General features: G+C 64.2%; 20 protein-coding genes and 2 pseudogenes. 4 read left to right on the top strand and 18 right to left on the bottom strand.

Annotated features, from left to right (window positions below):
* Positions 1-46: 46 nt before the first annotated feature.
* A complete protein-coding gene (locus C560_RS22915; RefSeq protein WP_155855726.1) occupies positions 47-2,464 on the top strand; it encodes an AAA family ATPase in 2,418 nt (805 codons plus the stop codon).
* 435 nt (positions 2,465-2,899) lie between these two features.
* Here C560_RS22915 and C560_RS23755 read toward each other — a convergent pair whose 3' ends face one another.
* From C560_RS23755 to C560_RS0102795, 8 genes and pseudogenes are all read right to left on the bottom strand, one after another.
* Positions 2,900-3,253, bottom strand: a complete 354-nt coding sequence (locus C560_RS23755) for a helicase associated domain-containing protein (RefSeq protein ID WP_231494269.1) — start codon at positions 3,251-3,253, stop codon at positions 2,900-2,902.
* Positions 3,254-4,000: 747 nt separating this feature from the next.
* Positions 4,001-4,615, bottom strand: coding sequence for a CFI-box-CTERM domain-containing protein (locus C560_RS23270; RefSeq protein WP_155855725.1), 615 nt, complete (start codon positions 4,613-4,615; stop codon positions 4,001-4,003).
* A gap of 47 nt (positions 4,616-4,662) precedes the next feature.
* A pseudogene (locus tag C560_RS21090) lies at positions 4,663-5,265 on the bottom strand (integrase core domain-containing protein); the annotation flags it as partial.
* A 232-nt stretch (positions 5,266-5,497) separates the two neighbouring features.
* Positions 5,498-6,013, bottom strand: coding sequence for a hypothetical protein (locus tag C560_RS0102815; RefSeq protein WP_155855724.1), 516 nt, complete (start codon positions 6,011-6,013; stop codon positions 5,498-5,500).
* A gap of 761 nt (positions 6,014-6,774) precedes the next feature.
* The gene (locus C560_RS0102810) at positions 6,775-8,052 is read right to left on the bottom strand and encodes an AlbA family DNA-binding domain-containing protein (RefSeq protein ID WP_197026096.1); all 1,278 of its coding nucleotides are present in this window, start codon (positions 8,050-8,052) and stop codon (positions 6,775-6,777) included.
* A 330-nt stretch (positions 8,053-8,382) separates the two neighbouring features.
* Positions 8,383-8,904, bottom strand: a pseudogene (locus C560_RS21085) (DNA-processing protein DprA); the annotation flags it as partial.
* Positions 8,905-8,948: 44 nt separating this feature from the next.
* The gene (locus C560_RS0102800) at positions 8,949-10,496 is read right to left on the bottom strand and encodes a YifB family Mg chelatase-like AAA ATPase (protein ID WP_026537053.1); all 1,548 of its coding nucleotides are present in this window, start codon (positions 10,494-10,496) and stop codon (positions 8,949-8,951) included.
* Positions 10,497-10,853 (bottom strand): YraN family protein, encoded by a 357-nt coding sequence (locus tag C560_RS0102795; RefSeq protein ID WP_026266436.1) that lies wholly within the window; start codon positions 10,851-10,853, stop codon positions 10,497-10,499. It lies immediately after the preceding gene.
* A gap of 52 nt (positions 10,854-10,905) precedes the next feature.
* Here C560_RS0102795 and C560_RS23930 point away from each other — a divergent pair, with 52 nt between their 5' ends.
* The 3 genes from C560_RS23930 to C560_RS0102785 all read left to right on the top strand — a co-directional run bounded on the left by C560_RS23930 (position 10,906) and on the right by C560_RS0102785 (position 12,753).
* Positions 10,906-11,028, top strand: coding sequence for a hypothetical protein (locus C560_RS23930; RefSeq protein ID WP_269320009.1), 123 nt, complete (start codon positions 10,906-10,908; stop codon positions 11,026-11,028).
* On the top strand, positions 11,025-11,447 hold the full coding sequence (locus C560_RS0102790) for an HAD domain-containing protein (RefSeq protein ID WP_026537052.1): 423 nt from the start codon (positions 11,025-11,027) through the stop codon (positions 11,445-11,447). Before C560_RS23930 ends, C560_RS0102790 begins: the two co-directional genes overlap by 4 nt.
* 487 nt (positions 11,448-11,934) lie before the next feature.
* Complete coding sequence (locus tag C560_RS0102785) at positions 11,935-12,753, top strand: transglycosylase domain-containing protein (protein ID WP_231494243.1); 819 nt, start codon at positions 11,935-11,937, stop codon at positions 12,751-12,753.
* Positions 12,754-12,763: 10 nt separating this feature from the next.
* On the opposite strand, the gene C560_RS0102780 is transcribed toward C560_RS0102785, so the two are convergent.
* From C560_RS0102780 to C560_RS0102735, 10 genes are all read right to left on the bottom strand, one after another.
* Positions 12,764-13,090 carry a DUF2469 domain-containing protein gene (locus C560_RS0102780; protein WP_018773443.1) on the bottom strand — a complete coding sequence of 109 codons (327 nt, stop codon included), beginning with the start codon at positions 13,088-13,090 and terminating at the stop codon, positions 12,764-12,766.
* 91 nt (positions 13,091-13,181) lie between these two features.
* Complete coding sequence (locus C560_RS0102775) at positions 13,182-13,847, bottom strand: ribonuclease HII (RefSeq protein ID WP_026537050.1); 666 nt, start codon at positions 13,845-13,847, stop codon at positions 13,182-13,184.
* A gap of 10 nt (positions 13,848-13,857) precedes the next feature.
* Complete coding sequence (lepB, locus tag C560_RS0102770; protein WP_026537049.1) at positions 13,858-14,889, bottom strand: signal peptidase I; 1,032 nt, start codon at positions 14,887-14,889, stop codon at positions 13,858-13,860.
* Entirely contained in the window at positions 14,890-15,570 is a 681-nt protein-coding gene (gene lepB / locus C560_RS0102765) for a signal peptidase I (RefSeq protein ID WP_026537048.1), read from the bottom strand.
* Positions 15,571-15,701: 131 nt separating this feature from the next.
* Positions 15,702-16,061 (bottom strand): 50S ribosomal protein L19, encoded by a 360-nt coding sequence (gene rplS, locus C560_RS0102760; protein ID WP_018773447.1) that lies wholly within the window; start codon positions 16,059-16,061, stop codon positions 15,702-15,704.
* 235 nt (positions 16,062-16,296) lie between these two features.
* A complete protein-coding gene (gene trmD / locus C560_RS0102755; protein WP_026537047.1) occupies positions 16,297-17,145 on the bottom strand; it encodes a tRNA (guanosine(37)-N1)-methyltransferase TrmD in 849 nt (282 codons plus the stop codon).
* Positions 17,146-17,757 carry a ribosome maturation factor RimM gene (gene rimM / locus C560_RS21080; protein WP_026537046.1) on the bottom strand — a complete coding sequence of 204 codons (612 nt, stop codon included), beginning with the start codon at positions 17,755-17,757 and terminating at the stop codon, positions 17,146-17,148. It abuts the gene before it with no gap.
* 123 nt (positions 17,758-17,880) lie between these two features.
* Complete coding sequence (locus tag C560_RS0102745; protein ID WP_018773450.1) at positions 17,881-18,123, bottom strand: RNA-binding protein; 243 nt, start codon at positions 18,121-18,123, stop codon at positions 17,881-17,883.
* A gap of 1 nt (position 18,124) precedes the next feature.
* On the bottom strand, positions 18,125-18,550 hold the full coding sequence (gene rpsP / locus C560_RS0102740) for a 30S ribosomal protein S16 (protein ID WP_026266438.1): 426 nt from the start codon (positions 18,548-18,550) through the stop codon (positions 18,125-18,127).
* 218 nt (positions 18,551-18,768) lie between these two features.
* Entirely contained in the window at positions 18,769-19,206 is a 438-nt protein-coding gene (locus tag C560_RS0102735) for a hypothetical protein (RefSeq protein WP_026537045.1), read from the bottom strand.
* Positions 19,207-19,495: the final 289 nt, after the last annotated feature.

Here is a 19,495-nt window from a genome sequence, read left to right as displayed (position 1 = left end):
CTGCGTGACGCAGATAGTAGACGAAGAGCGAACCGAGGCTCTAACGATGTTTTCGTTTGAGGAGCTTCTGCACGAGATCGAACTCAAGCGAGAGTCGGCCCGCCAAGGGACCGAAAGCTGGGACCGGCTTCATGCTGTTGCCGTCGAACTTGCCGGCTCATCAGACGACGACACAAATTGGCTGGATCCCCGGCGGAGCTGGCGCCTAGAGAGGATCTCCATAGCCAACTATCGCGGGATCTCTAACGAGAAACCTCTTGTGCTTGTCTTTGACCCCACACCGGGGATCACGGTTATACATGGCCTAAACGGTGCGGGTAAATCCAGCATCAGCGACGCACTTGACTTGGCGCTCAGCGGGACAACACCCGCTGGTACGGGCGGCACGGCTGGAAACGCTGCCCTGTGGGATCCTGTACATCTCGCGAGAGGAGCATCGTCGGCACGTGTCGAGGTGGCTCTCTCTTCGCAAAGTGATCGACTAGTTCTTGAGGCAGTCCTAGGTGAAACAGGAGAAGTCGAGTCCCATGTGGCTCGCCTTGAAAGCGTGGACGGTTCGGAACAGGTCGATCTCGGTTCGAACTGGTACCAAGCATTGGCCAGCCATCAACCCGTATTTGCTTATGCATCGCTTGAGCGGCGCGTTCAGTTGAGTAAAGACCTTGCGAGCTACTTCGAAGGCCTGTTGGCACTGGGAGGGAGTTTCAGTGCCCTCCAAGAAACGATCACCCTCCGTGGGAATGCGTCCACAGAAGCACTAAGTAGGTGGCGCGGCGCAAAAGTTGAGGCCATGCGTGCTCTCGCGCAGATCGACCGCGATCGGCGTTCTTCAGGGAATGTGACGCCCCTCGATCCGGTGCCTGAGCCAACCATAAACGATTCCAAAGAGGAGTGGCTGAATAACGCTGGACTGCTGGAGCCCGGTCTTGACTCCGATTCGTTGCCGACTGACAGCTGGGAACAACTTTCGCGGGTGGCCAGGACAATACAAGCCACGATTCAGGATTTTGAAAATGCCGGCAGTTCTGTGGAGCAAGTTCTCGCGGGAACATTGGAGCAATTGCATGAAGAGGCCAAGAACCGTCATCTGGAAGACGGCACTTGTCCTGTTTGTGCGACGGCCAACACGGGGTGGCTGACAACTCTGAATGAGACCGTCAAGAGGAATCACAATCTGGCATCCCTGAGGACCAAGGTCGCCGCGGACACGAAGGCTCTGGCAGCCGTTGTCCATGAGTTGCTTACAGCAGTCCTCAAGGTCGGTTCTCAGGCGGACGAAGCTGACCCTATAAGAAAGTTGAGCTCCAGCGGGCAGGAGCTGTTGACCAAATTCGACTTGGCACGCGAGAGCCGGATTGCCGCTCAGCACGCGGTCCTGACTGCAACGGCAGAACTCGCGGCTTGGCTTTGCTCCGATGAGGCGAAAGCCTTGGTGAATGAGGCCGTGATACGTACCGATGCAACCAAGCAATGGCGCATTGCTAGAGCGCGGGCAGTCGAGAAATTCACGGCCATTTGGGAAACGGATGGCAGTTCCGCTGCAGAGTCGGCCATGTGGACGGCCACCTCAAGCAGGGTTGACGACCTCCGAAATCATTTGCGCAAGAGGCGAACCGACGCGCTTGAAGGAAAAGCCGGCGCGCGCGTACTCGAACTCCTGTCCGATGCTGAGCTAAAGCTGAAGAAAATCAATGCCCTGGCGACCAAAGCATCGATGGAACTTGTCGATCAGAACGGCAATCGTGTCGACCTCGGTATGCTCAGTGCGGGACAGAGAAACGCTGTCCTTCTGGCCCCCCTGCTCGCGTCCGTGGACGCCGGACCTTTTGAGTTCCTCGTTCTCGATGACCCGGTCCACGCATTTGACGAGCTCAGGATCGATCGGCTCGCTGGTTCGCTGGCTTTGCTCGCTGAAACGCGCCGAGTGATCGTCCTGACACACGATGATCGGCTCAAAGAGCATTTGGCGGCTAGGGCCCACACATGCGACACGCGGTTAGTGGAACGCTCCGCTGCCACTGGGGCGGTTGAAGTCGATGACAGCCGTCATCTCTGGGACCAATTGCTGCTCGACGCGCGAACAATTTTTGACCTATCTCTCGAAAAGACCGGATCTACGAGGGATGTTACGGATGGAATTCGCGGGTTGTGCAGAATGAGTATTGACAACGCGCTCAGAACCTTCGTCCTTCGGAACGCAGTCCTCTTCGGAAGGGATACAGAAACCGACCTCACGATGCTCGACAAGAAATACACGACAAAGGAACGCCTCACGGTCGCCGCGACCTTCTGGCAGGGGGAGGCTCCCGACGTCAATCCTGTCTCGCGCGCCGTTCAGAAATGCCAGACACCTTTGGAATTCTGGAATCAATCCGTCCATGGAAATTCTCAACTAACCGATGCCACAAAAGAGGAGATCCGCGCGGCGCGGGATGCCTGCAAGATATTGGCTGCTGCGTCATGACCAGAGAGGGTTTGACGAGTGGTTCTGGAACGCGCCTGGCAGTCATGAATCTGCGCCTCCGGATAGAGAAAGTTGCAGCTCAGGCTGTGGTTGACGCATTCCCGAGCCATTCAGTCAACGTGGCCCAATCCAATGTAGGCAACCGACTGGCGTTCGTACTCGTTGCCTATGAGTCCCGAGTGACCCCATCGGAACTACTCGGTCTTTTGCGTCTCGCGCGCCACGTCTATCGGCGAACTTCGGACGTTCTCCATGGGCGGTCGAGCATGGTGAACTTTCCCGCAGTGCTCTTGGCCGAGTGGGATGTCATCGTATCGCGTCTCGAGACAATAAGCAGGGTAGGTCTCCCGACTGTCGAGAACACCGTCTTGGATCGCTGAAGGCGCGAAACAAGCGGGAAATCGCCCAACCCCGGGGGACTTTCGCATTACACGCCTAGCTGGCCGGGCGCCCGCGGGTCCGGCCCGTCCTCCAGCCTGGAAGGGCATCATCCAAATGCTCAATCTTCCTGGGTTCGAGCTCGCCAAGGCGACGCTTCTGTCGCTGGGCATGTAACCACACGCCCAGGGTGTGTTCCCGCTCAGAAGCGCATTTCTTGTGGCGGGGCCAATCGTTGCCCTCGGCGCGAAACTCCACGAGCTGAGCGAGCAGTCCGTACCACCTGACTTCCCCGGCCGCTGCCCTCGGGTTCCTGTCCCATCCGGGGACTCGGCCGAGCCCTTCGCTGTATAGGGCTTGAAGGGTGCCTTGGGCAGCTTCGCGCCGGCGGTCAGAGAACCACCTGGCCATGGACCGTTCGTGCTTGTCCTTTGAGCTGTCACAGGGGAACCGGCGCTCGGATAAAACCCAGGCAATGGTTTCTTCCATGCGGGAGAGTGCCGCAGGGGAGGGCGCAGATCCATAACCAGCCGCGGCCAGGTGGGCTGCCTCCAATTCGGGATCCCGGCGGCGTGCGATGACGAGGTGGTAGCCGACAGTGGCGGGCTCGGCGCCAACGAGGTCAGCGATGCGTTTCCGGCTTAGCCCGAGCCGGTACATCAACACCCACTCGGCGTCAGGGGCGCGCCGCAATCGCTTGTCCATGGTGGGAGACATCCTGCCACAGTGCCGGCCCGAAAAGGTTGCCCCGACAGATGTATGTACGAAAGAGGTTGGTATCGCCTGACCGGTCGGATCGGCGACGCCTGTACTGAACCACGAGGGCTTGGGCATGAGCCTATGTAAAGAATGTAAAAAATATAAAACTGCATAAACGACGGTCCGTGGAGAACCCCTTGGGCCGAGCCCCTCCTCCATCAACTGCTTGCCGGTCACGATATTGCATCGCAGCGGAGTCGGCGGATGCTCGCTTCGCAGTTGGCGGCGTTCGCCACCCAGAGACGTATTTGACGCCCGAAACTGTCTAAATTGCAAGCTTTTCGCAGATCAGGGGCTAGATAACGTCTGCTGCGGGGGTTTCGTTGTTCTACCAGGCTGTGCTCATGGGGATCTGCTCACTCCCCGCGGCTTTCCCGGTCCTTTTCGGCCCGATCTCTGTCAATGAGATCCTGCATCGTCCAGCAGCTTGGCAAGACGGTCGAGGAGACGTCGAGCCAGTCGATTCAATGCAGTGCGGCCCGCGAAGTACCTCGCCAGAGGTGGACTCACGGCGTAGTAGCTTCGTATGAAAGCGCGCCCGAACGAATGTCCGGCTAGGCGCTCATCTCGGAAACGGCGAAACACAAGGACGGGTTCTGCATCGTAGGATCCGTACACAGCGGTCGCGATATAGCAGCCACTCTTCTTCGATGGATTATATATATTCCGCAGTGATTCTGCCCCGCGGGCGGTGTCGGGCGATGACAGCACCAGCCTCGCAAGAGCAAACTCATCTGCCCACCTGAGTTGTCCGGCAACCTCGATCATCTTGGACGCGAGAGGGTTGCTGTTCGAACCAGCCCATGGGCCTTCCGACATCACCCTGAGAAAAATCTCGCGCCAAAGCGCCTTGTCGGGGGCTGGCGTCGAATAGAAATAGTCGTCGATGGCCTTGCATCCCTTGACAATGGCTTCGCCGGCATCACGATAGCCCGCAAGGCCGCCCGCCGTGGTGTCGACCGCCATGGCCTGGTCGATGGTTGTGACCAAATGCGAACGGCTATCGGTGCTCAAATTTCCCCCTTCTACGACTGGTTGGGCCCCCGTTAGCAGTCCAGCGTCTATGCGATAGCTAATTGGTTTTCTTGCGTCCAGGTTTCCCAGTACTGGTTGGGCGTCATGCCGTCCAGGGATCCGTGGGGCCGTTCATGATTGTAGATAGCTTTCCATTCGTCGGCCAAATACTTTGCTTCGGCCATGGTTTCCATGATTTCTCCGGTGAGTTGTTCCCTTCTGAATTGGGCGTTGAAGGATTCGATGAAGCCGTTCTGCCAGGGTGATCCCGGGTCGATGAACGCTGTGTCGACACCGGCGGTGTTGCACCAGTCGATCAGTGCTGCGGCGGTGAATTCCGGCCCGTTGTCGCACCGGACGCAGGCAGGTGCTGTGCCGGTTTCGGCGATGATGTTCTCCAGCGCCGCGACCACGTCGGCGGCTTTGAACGATCTGCGTGGGATGATCGCCAGCGCGGTGCGGGTGTATTCGTCGATGACGTTGAAGAACCGGATGTGCCGGCCGCAGGAGGTCACGTCGGACTGGAAGTCGAAGCTGACCACGTGCATCGGATATTCGGCTGTGAGGCGTTTCTGGTCCCCGGCGCCGGGCCCGGTCCGGCGCTTCTTCCGCGCCCTGGGTTTGCAGGTCAGCCCTTCGTCGCGCCATAGTACGAAGATATAGGAAGTTCTAGGGGGTTCTAGGAAAAATCCTAGAACCCCCTAGAACTTCCTAGAAGTCGGTAGAACTGCGGTGTTGACCGCCGCGAGACTCTGTGGCCAGAACCTGGTTTAGAGACCCAGGCCGCCCCCTGCCCGCGATCGCTGCCTTCCGTGCAGACGGCCTTCCCCGAGCTAGCAATTGGGGTGGCCGGTTCGGTAGTTGAACGTCGGGTCGGTCTGATCACATTCGGCTGCCGGCTGCGTCGGTGAACGCGGCGATGACTGCGGCGGGTTCATGTAGGTGGTCGACGGGGCGGCCATGGTCCGCGAACGATGTTGTTGGGGAGGTCATCCAAAAGATGATGCCCTGGCCACTCCGGCCGTACTCGGTGGCGATCTCTTTCAAGTCTTTGAACAGAGGGCGAACTCTCTTCGGCGCCTCGGGGCCGGGTGAAGGTTCAAACAGGAATCCCGGGTACAAGGTCTCGCCGCGGTACAGGACCCCGAAGTCTGGCAGATCTGTGGCGCTCACTTGTCCGAGGGCGGCCCGGGCTTCACTCTCGGTGAGAAGCCCGAACTCCCGACCGATTTGCTTCACCACGTTGATAGAGGCCTGAACAGACCGGGCCAGTTGCGGCGAGACGTCGCCGTCCACGCTCTCCAATGCGCGGAACAATGCTGCCATCGGTTCTGCAGACCGGGCGCGCGCTGTGTCACCGGCCCCTTGCTGGTCGGAAGGTCCTGCAGGTTCGGCCATAGTCTGTTCCCTGTCATGCCAAAAGGTGCCTTGCTATGTGACGATAGACCATCCGTTGGCGGCCGGAAAGCGCTGCGGTTTGCGCCTTACACTCCGGGCGGAGTTGTCTTGGCAGGCCAGCGTAGAAACGTGTTGGGCGCGGCGCCCGCCTTTGTTGAGCGTTGGTGCCTTGGCGGTTATGAACCTCTGGGAGATGATGAATGCAGTGGACTGAGAGGGTGAGGCAAATGTCTGATGTGGATCACGAAGCCCGAATACCCAGGAAGGAAACCATCCTGCGTATACGAAGGGGAATCCGGGCAGCTCAGCTTCGGATTACCCTCGACGAGGTCCAGGGACGTCAGACGCCGGAGGCGGTAGCGCGGCTGGCACGGCTTACGCCCCCGAAGCTGCCTTCACCCTTCAACACGTTGACAACGCCCGACGGGAAGCTCCGGACGGATCCCGCGTCACGGAGAGAAATGGCTCTCCACGTGCGCCGTAGCATTCGGGCTGCGCAATCAAGGGTTGTTCTGGACGAGCGCGGGGGCCGGGTGACGCCCGATGCAGTGACGAGGCTGGCCCGGCTGAAGCTTCCGAAATTGGAATCGCCATAGACTTCGGCCGCCCATATCGGCTCCTGGGCGGACGAGGTGCTGAGGCTGGACGGACACGCCGAAGCAATTCATGAGTCGACGGTCCGAGTCCGGGAGCTCCTTATAGTGGCAACCTCGACGCCACGAATCATCAACGACCGCCTCCGCCCATCCCCCAGGTCCCGCTCACTGACCGGGTAGAGCTGGCATCAGTTCTTCCATTCCAGCGATTCCGGCATCGAGGGCAATCTGCTGCATCCAGACATCAACCTGCAATCTGCGCTGATCTGCCTCACGGAGGTCGAACGTCGGATTCACAACCAGTTCCGTGCCACGTGACACTCCGGTCTCGTCGAGTCTGCGTAGACTCGAAACATCGAGTAGAGCTCGAACATCGAAGCGTGTTCTAAAGTCGCAACTCGGTGGCTGAGGAACCAGAATCGAATCGATGCCGGCAAGATTGGCGACCGCGTCGATCACAGCATCCGAGACAAGGGTTTCGAGGATCGCGGAGAGAAGCCCGTGGAGTCGTTCGATGCTCAGACGCCAGTCCGGACGAACTCCGGCACTCTCCTTGAAGGCGTTCGGACGCATTTGGACATCCAAGGTCAGCGTGAGCGCCGAGTCGGGGGCGCCGTAGGACTCCGGAAGCGTCAAACAAGCCATCGACTCGATCACGTTCTCTCGGTCTTTAAGGCTCCGCCAGACGAGATTTGCTCTTCTGGCGCGGTTGAGCCCGTAGAGATCGAAGGGGTCGAATCCATCCCCACCGAAGTCTCCGTTGGACCTCACCAGCGCGGCACTCAGCGGCGAGTTGTTGAGCGCATTGGCCAGAAGCTTGACTGCTCGCTCGGACAGAGGGCGCCATGATGCAGTCTCACTGATAGGAACGATGAGACCGCTCCTCAGCCCGAAGTCAGAGCCTTGGCTTCCGAGCCGAACCGAGCTCAGTTCGAAGGCTGGAAGCGACATCCGTGTGCCGATGTTGTGTTGCTCCGCTTCGCGGAACAATTGGGCAAGCCTGGCGCGGTCCGCGGCCTTCGAGGTCCGCCCATGCTCACGGACGGGGGCAGCGCCTCCGAGAAGGATCGGCCGAGGGGCTCTGTCCGTGTTAATGCGTATGACAAACACGTACCGATCGTTTTCGTCCGGAAGAGGAACGGCAATGATTTCCGGCCCCCACGGGGGCTCAAGGCTGTTCTGGCAGGCGTTGGCGATCTGTTCCAACGTCTTGGCCGGGGCACCGACGACGCGTTCGCCTTCGTTCTGTTCCCTGATCCCCACGAGGACTAGTCCTCCGTAGCTGTTCGCCATTCCGGCAATCGTCTTGGTGATGTTGGGTGACCACGTCTCTTTGAACTCAAGAGTCAGGCTTTCCAACGCTCCGCCCGCGACGAGCTCGCGGATCCTCTCAAGGGTCACGTCTGCCGCGGCACACGCGAACAGTGTTGCTGTTGTTGTCATATGTTCGATCATGCCCTGTTTCGGGACGCGCTGTTGGGAACCGGCCAGCGGGCACGGACGAGGCGTCCGGAAACCATCTGGAGCACGCAACACGCCGTTCACGATGACTGGCTCAATCCGCAGAGGGGCTCACATTGAGTCCCCACTTCGAGGACGTCGTCATTGGTTTCCACGCAGGATGAGACCCACTACTTGTCCCCCCAGTCTTGGGTCGTCCGCCCAAGCGTGTTCACCTAAGATGCTCAGCGACGCCCGCCTTGGGTGTAACCGACCAGAACGGCCGAGATGGAAGCCTGCCTGCAAGCAACAACAGAAATTAGCTAACAGAACGTACGCACCGCCGGAGACGATGGTGAAGCCACGCTGGGCCAGCGAGTAGGCGAGGTCGCCGGTCACCGATGCCCCGTAGCTGGTGCTGTCCCGGGAGCCCACGAGGGCTATGGACCGGGCCGCCGGGGGTAGCTCCTGTTCCACGCCGCGCCACCACAGGCAGAGGGGCTCCTGCAGTCCCAGGTCCGCCAGCTGCCGCGGCCACAGGTCATCCGTGGGAATGATGAGCCGTCCGCCGAGCCGCTGCACGGTGGCCAGGTCCCGCTCCGGTGCGAGGTCGGGCACGCGCGGGGCCCAACGCTTCAGCGCCTCGCTGAGGCCGGACCAGCCGCTGCCGGAGCCGCTGTCCGCCAGGATTCCGGTGACCTCCTGTTCGAGCCCGGGACCGGCGGCCAGAGCGCCGCTGGCAATCCGCAGGGCGTCCTGCGCTCCCGCTGCCTGGACCAGCGCCAGCGCCGCCGCGTCCTGCGGCTCGAACAGGCGGGACAGGGCGGCCCGGGCTGTTCGTTCGTCATCGATCATGGTGCTGCCTTTCACGGGGCTGGGGTGGGCTTCGTATGGCCGGCTCAGGGTGAGACCGCGGCGGCCTGGCGGAGGCCCAGCGCCTGCCCGACGTCGTCTGCGTCCGGGACGTCGTGCCGGGACAGGTCCGCAAGAGTCCAGGCCAGGCGCAGCACGCGGTCGTAGCCGCGGGCTGTCAGCACTCCGCGCTCCAGCGCGTAGTCCAGGATGCGGGTGGTGGGGGCATCGAGCCGGAGGGCCCCGCGCAGCAGCCGCCCCGGCACCTGGGCGTTGGTTTCCATCCCGAATGGCAGCAGCCGGTCCAGCTGGCGGGTCCGGGCCGCACGGACCCTTTCCGCGATGCTGGCGGTACCTTCCTCGGCCGCAGGCTGGCCGAAGCCGGCGAGCGAGACCCGCTCGACTTCGAGCTGGATGTCGACCCGATCCAGCAGCGGCCCGGACATCCGGGCCTGGTACCGGCGGCGCATGGTGGGCGTGCAAATGCAGTCCACTCCTTTGCCCGTCGCCTTGCCGCAGGGACAGGGGTTGGCGGCAAGGACCAGCTGGAACCGGGCGGGATAGGCCGCGGACCCGGCCGAGCGGTGGATGACAAGCTCTCCGCTTTCCAGCGGCTGCCGCAGGGCGTCCAGGACGCCGCGGTCGTACTCCGGGGCCTCGTCCAGGAAGAGCACGCCGCGGTGCGCACGGGACGCTGCCCCGGGCCGCGGCAGCCCGGACCCGCCACCGATGATGGCCACCGACGTCGCGGTGTGGTGCGGGTTCTCGTAGGGCGGGCGGCGCAGCAGCTGCACGGAGCCCGACGGCAGCGAACACAGCGAGTGAATGGCGGTCACCTCCATGGCCTCGGTATCGCCGAGGTCCGGCAGCAGCCCGGGCAGGCGCTCGGCGAGCATCGTTTTCCCGGCGCCTGGCGGTCCGGTCAGCAGCAGGTGGTGGGCACCGGCTGCGGCCACTTCCAGGGCACGCCGGGCCGCGGCCTGGCCGGAGACATCGCACATGTCCGGCACCAGGGCGGGACCGGTGCCGGGGTCGGGGTGGCCGGAGTCCTCGGTCTCGGGTTCGAAGTCGAGGGCGAGCTCCTGCGGGTCCGCGCCGCAGTCGAACGCGAGCCGGGCCAGTGTGGCGTAGCCCCGGACTTGCGCGCCGGGGACCAGCTCGGCCTCGGCCACGTTTGCCCGGGCCACGACGACCTCGGGGTAGCCGGCCCTGACCGCGGCCATCACGGCCGGGAGGATGCCGCGCACGGGCCGCAGCCGGCCGTCCAGGCCGAGTTCGGCGATGAAGACCGAGCGGCCGGTGGGCCGGACGTCGTTCGCCGCCAGCAGCACGGCCATGGCGATGGCGAGGTCGAATCCCGAACCGCGTTTGGGCAGGGATGCCGGGATGAGGTTGGCCGTGATCTTCCGGCGGCTCAGCGGGATTCCCGAGTTCTGGGCCGCGGAGCGGATCCGTTCCTTGGCCTCGTTCAGTGAGGCGTCCGGCAGGCCCAGGATCACGAACGCCGGCAGGGTCTGGCCGATGTCGGCTTCGACCTCCACGATGTAGCCGTTGAGGCCCACGAGGGCGACGGAGTAGGTCCGGCCCAGGGCCATCTACCCCACCCCCTTGAGGTGCTCAAGGGCGGGCTCGCCGATGCCGTCGTCGACCACGGCGATCACGTCCACCCGGCACAACGGCATCCGCAGCCCCTGGGCATGGCACCACGCCGCTGCCAGCCGGTGAAGCCGGGCGAGCTTGTCCGCGCCGACAGCCTCGAAGGGATGGCCGTACGCGAGGGATTTGCGGGTTTTCACCTCGGCGATGACCAGCGCGTCGCCGTCGAGCGCGACAATGTCGATCTCGCCCTCGGGGCAGCGCCAGTTCCGCTCCACGATCCGCATGCCGTGGGCCTGAAGGAAATCGGCGGCGAGCTCTTCACCGCGCCGGCCGAGCACATCCTTAGCTCTCATGCCTCCAGCGTGAAGCGCCGCCGCGGACGAACACAGGGCAGACTTCGGCTATGTGGAAAACGTCGCCGGGCTGCAAGCGCACAAGCCTGATGAGACGAATATCCGCAGCGCGTTCAGCGCTGCCGATCGCATAATCAAGCCAGGACGAAAAGAGCTGCAGGAGGAACAGGAATGAAAGTACTTTTCCTCGATATTGATGGGGTCGTCAACCGCGTGGGTACGAGACAGCGCTATCGCGGCTTCACGGGCATCGATCCTTTCCTGGCGTCCAAGGTCGGCCGGATCATCCTCGACACTGATGCAGCCGTTGTTCTTACGTCCACATGGCGGCATTTCCAAGGCGGCCGTGAAGAAGTCGACCGGTACGTATACAAGACCTTTGACGTTACTCCGACTGCAGACACAGGTTTTCGTGGCGAGGAGGTGAAGATGTGGCTGGACCGGCATCCGGAAGTTACGCGGTATGCCATCGTCGACGATGACACTGACTTCTATGCCGATCAGCCCTTGTTCAAAACGAGCTGGCAAACGGGAATCACCGACGAGGTTGCGCAGCAGGTAACCGAATTTCTAAACAGCGGAGATAACCCATGAGTGAACACCTACCCACGTTGGGAAACTTCGCCGAAGCGCCTGCCGAAGGCCCGGGATCCCGGGCGGATCCTACCGGCGATCAAATCCGTGGCGGTATTGACAGGACGTGTTGAGGCGATTGTCAGGCAACGAAACGTAGCCAATGCCCGCACGGCCCACCTAGGCTCTTTCCCAACCCCCGCGAATTCCGCGGGGCGCCCGTATTCTCTCCTGAGGATCGGCCGAAGGATCGGCTATGGAATATCGAGCGGCCCAACCGCTGGAGACGCAGCGGCTTACGGAACCGGGTCCGCCCGGCGGGCAGGCTGGCCCCAGCTGGCCCCCACCAGCGCGGGCTGAGCCCGTGCCGCCACCAGTGCGGCTTGAGCCTGGGTACGGGCCGGCGCCAGCACGGCCTGAGCCCGGACCGGAGCCTGAGCAGCCGGCGGCAAAACGCACGCACCGGCTGCGTCGGCTCCTCGCCAGGGTCTTCAAGCTCGTCCTCGCCATGCTGGTCATCACGGAGCTCGCCGCCGTCTCCTTCATCTGGTTCGCTCCCCCGCGTACTGCCTTCATGCTGCAGACCGGCGGCCCGATCGCCTACCAGTACGTATCCCTGAACCACGTCAGCCGCTATGTCATTGCCGCGGCCGTCGCCCACGAGGACCAACAGCTGGGAACGCGTGTGGGCGCGTTCTCCGTTGATGATTTCCGGGACAGGGCCGTCGCCTACCTGCAGGGGAGGGATGACCCGAGCGGTTCCACGGTCCCGCAACAGCTCGTGAAGAACATCTTCCTGTGGCCTGACCCGAATGCCCTGAGGAAGGGTCTGGAGGCGGGCCTCGCGACCGAGTTCAGCCTCACGCTGACCCCGCAGCGGATCATGGAGCTTTATCTGAATTACGCGCAGTTCGGTCCAAACCTGTACGGAATCTGTGCGGCGAGCTGGTACTACTTCGACGAACCGCCGTGGAACATGTCCGAGTACCAGGCCGCGCAATTGATGGGGGTTCTGCCACTGCCCACCCTCGTCACCCGGGCGGCGGAAGGTGGCATCTATCTGGGCCCGGGTGTCCACCCCAAAGTGTGGGACTACGTCAACGGTGCGGCCAACGTGTGGGTCCCCCTGCAGATCGAAGGGCTCGGCGGATGGAAGGCGGCCGTCGCAACCATCGGAATAGGCGACACAGCGGCCGACCACGCCGCCGAGCGGGGAGCCGCAACCCCGGATGGCTGCGTTTCGTATCCGGAGAGCGTGCTGGACCTGCTGCGGCAGCAGGGCATTGCCCTGGACCGCAACGGGAACCCCGCGCAACCCAAGGGTTAGGAATCGTGGATCAGTTGCCCAGGTCCTCGACCTTGGGCAGGGCGAGTTCCTCGCTGCGGGGCAGTTCCTCGACGTTGACGTCCTTGAACGTGATGACGCGGACGCTCTTGACGAACCGGGCGGAGCGGTAGACGTCCCATACCCAGGCGTCCTGCAGGGTCAGGTCGAAGTAGACCTCGCCGTCGGCGCTGCGCGCCTGCAGGTCAACGTGGTTGGCAAGGTAGAAACGCCGTTCGGTCTCGACCACATAGCTGAACAGCCCGACGACGTCGCGGTATTCGCGGTAGAGCTGTAGCTCCATGTCGGTCTCATAGTTTTCAAGGTCCTCGGCACTCATGGTTCCATCTTGCACCATCCGGCGCCGGCCGCGCGCCACACGACGGGCCGGCCGCGCGCCACCGGCGGGCCGCACCCCCACGCCGGAGCGGCTAGAGCAGCTGCCAGCTGACCCGGTGGTACGGCGTGGGACCGCCGGTCCGGAGCGCTTCCTTGTGCGATGCGGTGCCGTAGCCCTTGTTCACGTCCCAGCCGTAGGCCGGGTATTGGGTGTGCAGCTCGCACATCATCGCATCGCGCTCGACCTTCGCGATGATGCTGGCCGCGGCGACGCTGAGGCACTGCATGTCGGCTTTGACCAGTGTGTGCACCGGGGCGTCGCAGCCGGGTTCGGCGGGGGCATCGTCAAACAAGGAGGGCTGCAGATCCGGCGAGAGCCAGTTGTGGCTGCCGTCCAGCAGGACAACCTCGGGCCTGACGCCGGCGGCGAGCACGGCAAACCAGGCCCGGTTCCCGGCAAGCCGGAGCGCTGCGATGATCCCGAGTTCGTCGATCTCGGTCGCGGACGCATGCCCTACGGCGGAGGCGACGCTCCAGTCCCGGACCAGCGGCACCAGCCGTTCCCGGTCCGCGACCTTGAGGAGCTTGCTGTCCCGGACATCGGCCAGGAGCTTCTGCTGCTGCAGGTCCACGACGGCGATCCCCACGCTGACGGGACCGGCGAGGGCGCCGCGGCCGACCTCGTCGATGCCCGCGAGGAGCCGTGCGCCGGAGCTGCGGAAACGGCGTTCGTAGTCGAGGGTGGGGGCTGCTGACATGACGGGCGGCTTACTTTCCGGCCGGGGCGGGCACGCTGCGGAAGACGTCCGGGTAGTTGTCCAGGGCCGACATCCTGTTCAGCGGCCACGCGATGACGGCGGCCTTGCCTTCAATGTCGGATTCGTTGACGAAGCCGCCGTTGGTGTCCATATGGGCGCGGGAATCCGCGGAGTGGTTGCGGTTGTCGCCCATGACCCAGACCTTCCCCGCGGGCACGACGACGTCGAAGTCGCGGACCTGGGGAATCTCCGCGGAATTGATGTATTTCTCGTCCAGCGGCACGCCGTTGACGGTGAGCTGTCCGCCGGCGTCGCAGCAGACCACGTGGTCGCCCGGGAGCCCGATGACGCGCTTGACCAGGTGCTGTTCGGAGTTGTCCGGCAGCAAACCGACGAACGTCAGCCCGTCCTGCACCCAGGTGAACGGGCCCTTCGTCTTCTCGGCCGCGGGGGCGAGCCAGCCCTGGCTGTCCCGGAACACCACTACGTCCCCGCGCTGGAGCGCCATGGGCTCGGGCACGAGGAGGTTCACGAAGATGCGGTCGTTCACATCGAGGGTATTGACCATGGATTCGGACGGGATGTAGAAGGCCCGGAACAGGAAGGTCTTGATGAGGAAGGAGAGCACGATCGCCACGATGACCACCGTGGCGACCTCCTTCAGCCACAGGAAGAGGGGGCTGCGCCCTTCACGGGCCTTGGCCTTCCTGGCCCGGCGGGACGTCGGGCCGGCGTGGGCGGGGCCGGCGTGGGCGGGGCCGGCGGCCCGGTCCCGCTCCGCCCCCTCGGCCCCGGCCCGGTCCGGCCTGGCAGCCTCCGTCCGGGCAGCCTCCGTCCGGGCAGCCTGGATGCGGTCAGTCTCGGTCCGATCAGCGCGCTGCGCTCCGGCGCTGTCGTCCTGCGACGCCGACGCAGAAGCCGACGCCGGAGCCGGCGCACCAGCCGGTGGATCCGCCGGCTCGTCCGCCGGGATCGCCGAGGCGGTAACCCGGGGTCGGTCCTGGCCCTGCGGATCAGGAGTGCGCGGTTCGGTCTCGGGCATCTACTGTCCGTTCGTCGTCGTCGTTGTCGCAGCCGGTTCGGGCCGCGCTACTGCTGCAAATCTATCAAGCGGCCAGATGATATGTACCGGCCGGCCAATGACGCGTTCCAGCGGCACCATGCCGCCGCCGGGGGCGCCCAGCAGGCTCCGGGAATCGGCCGACATGGAGCGGTGGTCGCCCATGAGCCAGAGCCGCCCGGCGGGCACCTGGACGGCGAACTTCACGTCGCTCGGAGTGTCCCCCGGATACACATACGGTTCCGCAACTTGCTGGCCGTTGACTGTGAGCCGGCCGCCCGCATCGCAGCAGACCACACGGTCGCCGGGCAGTCCGATGACGCGCTTGACATACGTGGTGTCGCTGCCCGCCAGGCCGAGCCAGCGTCCGGCTTCGGCGAGGGCATCCACCACGGGGCCGTTGCCGCTGTTGAGCGGGGCGAAGGAGCCGCGCCCGTCAAAGACGACGACGTCGCCCCGGCCCAGGGGCTCAGCCTGGAAGCCGGCCCGCGCCACCACGATCCGGTCCCCCGTGTGCAGGAGCGGCTCCATGGAGGCGGACGGGATGAAGAAAATGTCCACCCACAGCGAGCGGACCACGGCGCTGATGGCCACGGCGAGCACCAGGGCCAGCAACGCAAAACGCCAGCCCGGTTTCCTGGGCTGGCGTTTTGGCTGTTCCATGTTCCGTATCCCCTGGCGCTGTCGTGAACTAATGTGCGCTGTTGCGGATAGCTCGGGCGCCGCACTAGCTGACGCACCGGGTACGGTCCGTGGATCCGCGGTGAAAGACTGCGTTGGAAGTCTGGGAAGACTTACTTGGCGGTCTGGAAGTCGCGCTTTTCCTTGATCTTCGCGGCCTTACCACGCAGGTTACGCATGTAGTAAAGCTTGGCGCGGCGCACGTCACCCTTGGAGACGAGCTCGACCTTGTCGATGATCGGGGAGTGCACCGGGAAGGTACGCTCCACGCCGACACCGAAGGAGACCTTGCGGACGGTGAAGGTTTCGCGGACGCCATCGCCCTGGCGGCCAAGGACGAAACCCTGGAAGACCTGGACGCGGGAGTTCTTGCCTTCGATGATGTTCACGTGAACCTTGATGGTGTCACCCGCGCGGAACTCGGGAACATCGGTGCGCAGCGAGGCTGCATCTACGGAATCGAGGATATGCATTGATCCACTCCTGGTGAACGCCACAGGTCACTCACGTTGGGTTACGGCGGCCAAGCCCGGCGGCATGCGCCGCCCGGAAATTTCCGCCGAAAGTTTGTCAATCCGGCCCTGTCAGGAGTAGACGGGGCCGGGGTGCCGGGCTGTTGGTAGCGCTCCCCCTGTGGCAGGTTCGCAACCCAGCAGGCACAAGGACTAATTTTGCCACATTTTGTGCGGGTTAGCCCAATCCCGGCGGTTAGGCGTCGGGACGGCGCAGCAGGCGGCCATCGACGACGTCGTACCCCAGGTCGGAGAAGGCCGTGCGGTCCGCGCGCGGCAGCTTGCCGGCGTCGAACTCCACGAGGAGGTCGGGGCGGCGTTCGGCGGTGCGCCGGTACTGCTCATGGCGGCGCCACTGGGCGATCTTGCCGTGGTTGCCGCTCAGCAGCACGGCCGGGACGTCCCGGTCCCGCCAGCTGGAGGGCTTGGTGTAGACGGGGTACTCGAGCAGCCCGTCCGAGTGGGACTCCTCCACGAGGGACTCGGGGTTGCCCACGACGCCGGGCAGCAGCCGCCCGATGGCCTCGACCATGGCCAGCACGGCGACTTCGCCGCCGTTGAGGACGTAGTCCCCCAGGCTCATCGGGCGCACCGTGAAGTGCTCCGACGCCCATTCCAGGACCCGTTCGTCGATGCCTTCATAGCGCCCGCAGGCGAACACCAGCTGGTCTTCCTCCGCCAGTTCGTGCGCGGTGGCCTGGGTGAAGCGCTCCCCCGCCGGCGACGGGACGATCAGCACGGGTTTGCCGGCCGACCCGGGAGGGCCCGCTGCGCCGGCGTCGCTTGCGGCCCTTGCGTCCCCGGCGTCCTCGGACCGCCCGGCGGCCACGGCGGTGAGGGCCTGCGCCCAGGGTTCGGGCTTCATGACCATGCCGGCGCCGCCGCCGTAGGGGGTGTCATCAACCGTCCGGTGCCGGTCGGTGGTGAAGTCCCGCAGGTCATGGACCTTGAGGTCCAGCAGGCCGTCCTGGCGGGCCTTGCCGATTAGTGACAGCTCCAGCGGGGCCAGGTATTCCGGAAAGATGCTGACGACGTCGATTCGCATCTACGCGTTGCCCCCGGCGGCGGTGCCCTGCGCTTCGGGGTCCTGGGTTTCCTGGGCTTCGGGGACCCGGGTTTCGGGCGCCTGGGTATCGGGCGCCTCGTCCGTGTTGACCTCGAACAGTCCGGGCGGCGGGGTGACGAGGACGTACTTTTCAGCCACGTTGACCTCGGGCACAATCTGCTCGACGAACGGGATCAGGACTTCCTTGCCGTCGTCCGTGGTGACCACCAGCAGGTCCTGGACCGGCAGCGTGTGCAGCGCCGAGACCTTGCCGACCACGTTGCCGCCCACCCGGACTTCCAGGCCCACGAGCTCGTGCTCGTACCAGCCCTCGTCGTCGTCCTCGGCGCCGATGTCGTCGGTTTCGATGAACAGCTTCGCGCCGCGCAGGGTCTCGGCCTCGTTGCGGGTTTCGATCTCATCGAAGGCCAGCAGCAGTATGTCCTTGTTCCAGCGGGCGCTGAACACCGTCAGCGGCCCGGCCGAGGCGGGTTCCACGATGAACTGCGTGCCGGGGACAAAACGGTCGCCGGGCGCGTCGGTGAGCACCTGGACGGTCACTTCGCCGCGGATGCCGTGGGGCTTGCCGATTCGTGCCACCTGGAGCTGCATCTGTTCCTCTGTTCGGGGTTGGTGATTCTGTGTTCTCTGGTGCGGAAATGCGGGAAAACAGTCCGGCCCCTCCACCATTATCTGGTGAAGGGGCCGGACTCAAGACAAGTAGTGCTGAAAGCGTTACCGGCGGCGGTCGGTGTCGACGACGTCGACCCTGACCGGCTCGCCGTCCGCCAGCGCCGCAACCACAGTGCGCAAAGCGCGTGCGGTCCGGCCCTGCCGGCCGATCACCCGTCCGAGGTCGTCCTGATGAACGCGCACCTCGAGGGTTTCCCCGCGGCGGTTGTTCTTCGCACTGACCTTGACGTCCTCGGGGCTGTCAACAATCCCGCGGACCAGGTGTTCGAGCGCTTCTGCCAGCAATTTACTCAGCCTCGGTGGTCTCTGCTTCGGCGGCGTCGGCGGGAGCCTCGGCAGCTTCGTCCTTCTTAGCCTTCTTGGTGATGGCTTCCGGGATGATCACGGAACCCTTTTCCGGGGTAACGAAGGCAGCCTTGGGAGCCTTGGTCTTCAAGGTTCCCTCCTGGCCGGGGAGACCCTTGAACTTCTGCCAGTCACCGGTGATCTTCAGGATCGCGGCGACCTGCTCGGACGGCTGTGCGCCGACGCCGAGCCAGTACTGGGCACGGTCCGTGTCGACCTCGATGTACGAGGGCTCTTCGGTCGGGTGGTACTTGCCGATCTCTTCGATAGCACGGCCATCACGCTTGGAGCGTGAGTCCATGACGACGATGCGGTAGTACGGTGCGCGCATCTTGCCGAAGCGCTTAAGGCGAATCTTTACGGCCACTTTTGTGGTCACTCCTGTTTCTGAAACGGGGTCGAGCCCGGCGTTCTGCACCCGTGGGGCGGGCCGTACTTGGGGGTTCTAAGGGACAAGATCCAGACGCGGAGAGAGGGGCCACGCAGATCGAGTACCTGTTCATTGTGCCAGATCACCGGCAGGATTTCGACTTGACACGGGCCCGGCGCACCGGCGCGCGTCCTGGCAGCGGCCTTGGGGGCCGGTCAGGACGTCCAGACGTAGAGGCCGGACCTGGTGGCGGGGTCGACGGCGGCGGCGAGCTCGGCGATCCGGCGGACGTAGCCCCGGGCCTCGTCCGGGCCGAAGGGCATGTCCTCTTCGGCGGCCCAGTTGGCGGCGACATCCTCCAGGACGTCGCCCTCCCCTTCCGTTTCATAGCTGAGCAGTTCCGCCAGCGTGCGGACCATTGCCGCCGGGACGCCGAGCAACGAGTCGCTGGCCACGTCAACCATGGCCAGTTCATAGTCCGCGCCCGGGGCGTGCACGGCGACGCCGGCGAGGTCGCCCAGCCGCTCCACCTCGAAGTCACTGATCTCCGGGATGCGGACGGCCCCCTGCGCGGCCGGGGCGCCGCCTTCCAGTGCGCCGGCGCGCTTGAGGGCTTCTTCGTGGGTGGACACAAAGAGTTCGGTGAATCCCATGCAGCTGGTCCTTAGGGTTCGGCGGTCCACGGACCGCTGTTTTCGACGTCGCTTCAGCCTAGTCGCTTCAGCGCGCGGCGACGCCCCGGCTGCTGGACATGCCCTCCGCGACGGGCCGAGGCCCGCCTCCCTTGCGTGCGGACATGCCCTCCCCCGGCCGCGAGCAATGGACATATGGCAGGAGTGTCCATTCCCGGCTGTGAACTGGTCCCCGAAAGTTGGACTGGTTGGTAAGAGCCTAGGCTGCGAGGGCCTGGGTCCGGTATTGCAGCGGGCTCAGGCCCTCGAG

The organism is Arthrobacter sp. 9MFCol3.1 (assembly GCF_000620385.1).
Taxonomy (GTDB): Bacteria; Actinomycetota; Actinomycetes; order Actinomycetales; family Micrococcaceae; genus Arthrobacter.
This window is presented reverse-complemented; position numbering and strand designations above follow the sequence as displayed.

What these genes read in the sequence shown, in the direction of transcription:
- C560_RS22915 (WP_155855726.1), top strand. Translation starts at nt 47, where the DNA reads ATGTTTTCGTTTGAGGAGCTTCTGCACGAGATCGAACTCAAGCGAGAG.
- C560_RS23755 (WP_231494269.1), bottom strand. Translation starts at nt 3,253, where the DNA reads ATGGCCAGGTGGTTCTCTGACCGCCGGCGCGAAGCTGCCCAAGGCACC.
- C560_RS0102815 (WP_155855724.1), bottom strand. Translation starts at nt 6,013, where the DNA reads ATGGCCGAACCTGCAGGACCTTCCGACCAGCAAGGGGCCGGTGACACA.
- C560_RS0102810 (WP_197026096.1), bottom strand. Translation starts at nt 8,052, where the DNA reads ATGACAACAACAGCAACACTGTTCGCGTGTGCCGCGGCAGACGTGACC.
- C560_RS0102800 (WP_026537053.1), bottom strand. Translation starts at nt 10,496, where the DNA reads ATGGCCCTGGGCCGGACCTACTCCGTCGCCCTCGTGGGCCTCAACGGC.
- C560_RS0102795 (WP_026266436.1), bottom strand. Translation starts at nt 10,853, where the DNA reads ATGAGAGCTAAGGATGTGCTCGGCCGGCGCGGTGAAGAGCTCGCCGCC.
- C560_RS0102790 (WP_026537052.1), top strand. Translation starts at nt 11,025, where the DNA reads ATGAAAGTACTTTTCCTCGATATTGATGGGGTCGTCAACCGCGTGGGT.
- C560_RS0102785 (WP_231494243.1), top strand. Translation starts at nt 11,935, where the DNA reads ATGCTGGTCATCACGGAGCTCGCCGCCGTCTCCTTCATCTGGTTCGCT.
- C560_RS0102780 (WP_018773443.1), bottom strand. Translation starts at nt 13,090, where the DNA reads ATGAGTGCCGAGGACCTTGAAAACTATGAGACCGACATGGAGCTACAG.
- C560_RS0102775 (WP_026537050.1), bottom strand. Translation starts at nt 13,847, where the DNA reads ATGTCAGCAGCCCCCACCCTCGACTACGAACGCCGTTTCCGCAGCTCC.
- lepB (WP_026537049.1), bottom strand. Translation starts at nt 14,889, where the DNA reads ATGCCCGAGACCGAACCGCGCACTCCTGATCCGCAGGGCCAGGACCGA.
- lepB (WP_026537048.1), bottom strand. Translation starts at nt 15,570, where the DNA reads ATGGAACAGCCAAAACGCCAGCCCAGGAAACCGGGCTGGCGTTTTGCG.
- rplS (WP_018773447.1), bottom strand. Translation starts at nt 16,061, where the DNA reads ATGCATATCCTCGATTCCGTAGATGCAGCCTCGCTGCGCACCGATGTT.
- trmD (WP_026537047.1), bottom strand. Translation starts at nt 17,145, where the DNA reads ATGCGAATCGACGTCGTCAGCATCTTTCCGGAATACCTGGCCCCGCTG.
- rimM (WP_026537046.1), bottom strand. Translation starts at nt 17,757, where the DNA reads ATGCAGCTCCAGGTGGCACGAATCGGCAAGCCCCACGGCATCCGCGGC.
- C560_RS0102735 (WP_026537045.1), bottom strand. Translation starts at nt 19,206, where the DNA reads ATGGGATTCACCGAACTCTTTGTGTCCACCCACGAAGAAGCCCTCAAG.